The following is a 4,238-nucleotide window of genomic DNA, read 5'->3' on the forward strand; positions in this document are numbered from 1 at the left end:
ACGAAGGACAACACTTTCAAGGATATCTGCTWCGTCTTCGCACGTGTCAGTCGTTTGTTCGAGACGATCGTACAGTTCTTTGAGCTTGAAGTCATGGTAAGGGTCTTTCGGGTTGGTGAAGATTTCTCGAATTCCTTCGCGCATCAGACGGTCGCCTTCATTTTCCAAAGAGTTGATATGTACCGTATGCTCGCGAATTTGCATGTATTTCTTCTTGGACAGCAGCTTGAACGCCGTTAACATATGTTCGCATGAGCTAACGATCACTTCTGAGAAATCCTTCATATATTGATTCGTGAAGGTGATGTTCAAATAATCGAACCTGGCAATAGAGGCTTCTATGCCATCCATGACGTCATCCAACTTGGAAGCGAGTTCCATAATATCTTCCCGATCGAGCGGAGTGATGAATACTTTGTTTAGGCCCTTATAAATCTCATGCGTTATGGAGTCGCCCTTATTCTCCATTTCCTTCAATACATCGAAGTATGATGCCGGGGGTTTGTTGCCCATCATGGCGGTACGGAACATATGCGATCCTTTTAAAGTGTTCTCCGCGCTCTGTATGAGCAAATTCAAAAAATCGATATCCCCTTTTTTATTGAAAATCATCAACGTAAAGACCTCCATCTTCCGCAATATGAAATTAGCTTGTCCGATTTACACAAATTTAAAATTAACATACTTGTCTTCACAAATGCAATGAATTTCAGTCGATTTTCAACATTTGAACGAAGTGTGACAGTCTCAATCGTTCTTGATTTTGCTGCTGTGAAAAGGTACATTGAAACCATAACCTTATTCTTGAAAGGATGACTTCAATAAATATGACAACAATATTGATTCGGAACGGGTTGTTCCTTACTCTACAGGATGCCGTTCCTTTTATAAAAGGATACATGGTGATCGAAGGAGATCGGATCTCGTACATAGGGGAACAGGAGCCAGGAGCTGACCAGGTTTACGACGAAGTAATTGATGGAACGAATCGGCTCTACATGCCGGGATTAGTCAATACGCACGGGCACGCTGCCATGTCTCTATTGCGCGGTTATGGCGATGATCTGGCGCTGCAAGTGTGGCTACAGGAGAAGATGTGGCCGAACGAAGCTAAGTTTACTGGAGCCGATGTCCGCGCAGGTACGTTGTTGTCTATCGTAGAAATGCTTAAGGGTGGTACAACCTGCTTTGTTGACATGTATGATCATATGAATGAAGTTGCACTTGCAGTGGAGCAGTCAGGCATGAGGGCTTGTCTAACGCGTGGTGTAATCGGACTATGTCCGCCTGAAGTACAGCAGCAGAAGCTGGCTGAAGCGACTGGTTTCGCCCGCGACTGGCACGGAAAAGCGAACGGCCGCATTACGACGATGATGTCGCCGCATGCGCCTTACACTTGTCCACCGGATTATATAGAACGTATCGTCCAAGCGGCTCATGATCTGAACTTACCTCTGCATACGCATATGTCGGAATCACGTGCCGAGGTGGCGGAGAATGAACAGCAATACGGACTCCGCCCTGTAGCGCACCTGGAGAAGCTGGGATTATTCTCGAGACCGAGTCTCGTTGCCCATGCCGTGCATTTGACGGATGAAGAGATCGCGACGTTGGCCAAATATGATGTAAGGGTTTCGCACAACCCAGGCAGCAATCTGAAGTTGGCGAGCGGCATTGCACGAGTTCCAGAGTTGCTGAAGGCAGGTGTACTGGTTTCGCTCGGAACAGATAGTTCAGCAAGCAATAACAACCTCGATATGTTCGAGGAGATGAGACTCGCCGCACTGCTGCACAAGGGTGTGACTGGTGACCCGACGGCGGTACCTGCAAAGGAAGCGATTCGGATGGGGACGCTAACTGGTGCGAAGTCCATCTGGCTGGATGATGTAGGCGCTCTGCAACCTGGGATGAAAGCCGATTTCATTGCGTTGGATATTGACCAGGCCCACTTCTTGCCAAGAACGGATTTCACGTCACACGTCATTTATTCCGCTTCAGCCAAGGACGTAACCGATGTATTCGTCGATGGACGCTGTCTAGTGCGCAAGGGGCAACTGCTGACATTGGATGAAGAGAAGATCAAGTATGAAGCCCAACAGGCATTCGAGCGATTGACCCAAGGATGAAGAAGATCGTTGCAAGCGTCATAGGCGGTCTCATTTTGCTCGGGATCGTGTTAACCCGATTTTATATCGCTGTGCAAAATGATGAATGGACGATTCAGGCGAAGGCAGCAGAAACCGTTACTCAGAATACGTATATCTCTCAAGTATCCCGTGTGGAATCTTTCCATGGGGAGTTACCGTATACGATCGTATTCGGGCAAGATGCTGATGGCAAGGAAGCAGTAGCTTGGGTCGGTGAAGAGGAGCTTCATATGGAATACTTGGGCGAAGGCGGAGGCGTGACGGAAGAGGTCATTCGCAACAAGGTGAAGATGAAGAGCTCCGATATTGTGATTGAGCGAGTGTTACCCGGCAAGCTGGACGGTGAATATGTTTGGGAAGTATTTTATCAACGAAAGGATGAGGGTGGTAAGCGTTATTATTACGATTACTATCGATTTCATGACGGATCGGAGATTGACACTTGGAAACTAAGTAAACAATAAGACGAGGAGTCTAAAAAATCGATTGATAATAGGCTTATCTGCTGATATATTTGATCTTGGGACTGAAATGTCACAAATTGGTCACTTATTTCCGGTTCGAAGGAACGAGGAGGAGCCTATGTCAATTTGGTTTTTGCGGTTGTCCGTCATTTACTTTGTATTAGGTGTAGTGTTTGGGATGATTATCGGAATATCACAGAAGTTCGAGTTCTCTAGCGTCCATGCTCACATCAATTTACTCGGATGGGTTTCCCTGGCACTTTCAGGCATTATTTACCGCTTATTCCCTGTAGCGGATCGAAATGTGCTGAGCAAGGTGCACTTCTGGCTGCATAATGTCGGTCTTCCGGTTATGGTAGTCGGGTTGTATCTTGAAGTAGCAGATGTGGTCGATACACCTGCGATCATCGCAACAGGTGGTACGGTTGCTATTATCGGCATTATCATCTTCGCCATCAACGTGCTGATGAATGTAAAGGCACAGCCAGCGGCTGGCGTGGCCAAAGATCGTACATACACAGGCTGACATAAGTAAGGAAATAATACGACGAAAATAGTTCTTTCACATTTCTACTGTGTGAAGGAACTGTTTTTTTGCCTTCTCTTCCACACATTACAAAGGAATTGAGTATATCAAGTGTGATATACTCAGTGTACATCATAGAAAGGGGATGGACGCTGATGAAATTGCGTATCTTACCTATCGGAATTAGCTTAGTCGTTTCTCTGGCCGTACTATTCGGCGGATGGTTTATATATGACAGCTATGCGATGGAAACACCTTTGAATGAGGTTGTGAAGGAAACGCCAGGAGTTCAGAATGCGAAAGTAAATATTACGAAAGATAAGGTTACCATTCAATTCACCCCTGCTGCTGATGCGAGTATCAGGGAAATATATAATTCGATCCTAACGAATGGACAATCTGTTATTGGAAGCCGAAACGTCGTGCTCGATGTGAATAGCAACTCGAGTGCAGCCTTGGATAACTGGTGGTCGAAAGCGATGTTTGATGTAGCGCAAGCGATGGAAACGAAGCAATACGGGAACATCCCGGTTCGTTTGGAATCGTTGAAAACTTCCTTCAGTGGGCTTGTAGTCCAAACTGAGATGGATGACCAGTATGTATATGTAACATTGAAAGATGCTGACCATGCCAAATTCGTTGTGCTCCCTCGTCAAGGTCAGAAAATAGGGGTGTGGCCGAATGAGTAAACTTGGTAAAGAAGTCGTCATCGGCATAATTCCGGCGATACTAGCCTTTTTGCTTTACATGGGTGTCAACTTGCTCCCAGTATTGCTTGTCGGCATCGTCGGATTCTCCTTATATTATGTTACTCGCACGCGAGGCAGTGGCAATATGGGGGTTTCTTCTCCTAACGGACGGAAAGGCAGAGTGAATCGAACACCATCTTACTTAACATTCGAAGATATTGGTGGTCAGGAACGAGCCAAGAGCGAGCTGATGGAAGCACTGGATTTTCTTATCCATTATGAGGAAATACAGAAGTTCGGGATTCGACCGCTGAAAGGGATCTTACTGACAGGACCTCCGGGAACTGGGAAGACTCTAATGGCGAAAGCCGCTGCTCACTATACGAATTCCGTGTTCCTCGCTGCGTCAGGC

At 46.3% G+C, this 4,238-nt stretch carries 6 protein-coding genes; 5 read left to right on the forward strand and 1 reads right to left on the reverse strand.

The features are described 5' to 3' along the window. Positions 1-612 (reverse strand): DUF47 domain-containing protein (locus AC1DWB_RS31570; RefSeq protein ID WP_477545058.1); only part of this gene is annotated, 612 nt, incomplete at its 3' end. 215 nt (positions 613-827) lie between these two features. On the opposite strand from AC1DWB_RS31570, the gene AC1DWB_RS31575 reads away from it, so the two are divergent. From AC1DWB_RS31575 to AC1DWB_RS31595, 5 genes are all read left to right on the forward strand, one after another. Then, positions 828-2,126: an amidohydrolase gene (locus tag AC1DWB_RS31575; protein ID WP_477545059.1), complete on the forward strand. Its 1,299-nt coding sequence runs from the start codon at positions 828-830 to the stop codon at positions 2,124-2,126. Next, positions 2,123-2,611: a cell wall elongation regulator TseB-like domain-containing protein gene (locus AC1DWB_RS31580; protein WP_477545060.1), complete on the forward strand. Its 489-nt coding sequence runs from the start codon at positions 2,123-2,125 to the stop codon at positions 2,609-2,611. Before AC1DWB_RS31575 ends, AC1DWB_RS31580 begins: the two co-directional genes overlap by 4 nt. Before the next feature lie 118 nt (positions 2,612-2,729). Then, a complete protein-coding gene (locus tag AC1DWB_RS31585; protein ID WP_477545061.1) occupies positions 2,730-3,137 on the forward strand; it encodes a cytochrome-c oxidase in 408 nt (135 codons plus the stop codon). A 155-nt stretch (positions 3,138-3,292) separates the two neighbouring features. After that, positions 3,293-3,826, forward strand: coding sequence for a hypothetical protein (locus AC1DWB_RS31590; protein WP_477545062.1), 534 nt, complete (start codon positions 3,293-3,295; stop codon positions 3,824-3,826). Beyond that, positions 3,819-4,238 (forward strand): AAA family ATPase (locus tag AC1DWB_RS31595; protein ID WP_477545063.1); only part of this gene is annotated, 420 nt, incomplete at its 3' end. The genes AC1DWB_RS31590 and AC1DWB_RS31595, both read left to right, overlap by 8 nt.

It is taken from the genome of Paenibacillus sp. P4_E11, assembly GCF_056401635.1.

Bases quoted from the DNA above. Each gene is read 5' to 3' on its own strand.
- AC1DWB_RS31575 (WP_477545059.1), top strand. From the start codon at position 828: ATGACAACAATATTGATTCGGAACGGGTTGTTCCTTACTCTACAGGAT.
- AC1DWB_RS31580 (WP_477545060.1), top strand. From the start codon at position 2,123: ATGAAGAAGATCGTTGCAAGCGTCATAGGCGGTCTCATTTTGCTCGGG.
- AC1DWB_RS31585 (WP_477545061.1), top strand. From the start codon at position 2,730: ATGTCAATTTGGTTTTTGCGGTTGTCCGTCATTTACTTTGTATTAGGT.
- AC1DWB_RS31590 (WP_477545062.1), top strand. From the start codon at position 3,293: ATGAAATTGCGTATCTTACCTATCGGAATTAGCTTAGTCGTTTCTCTG.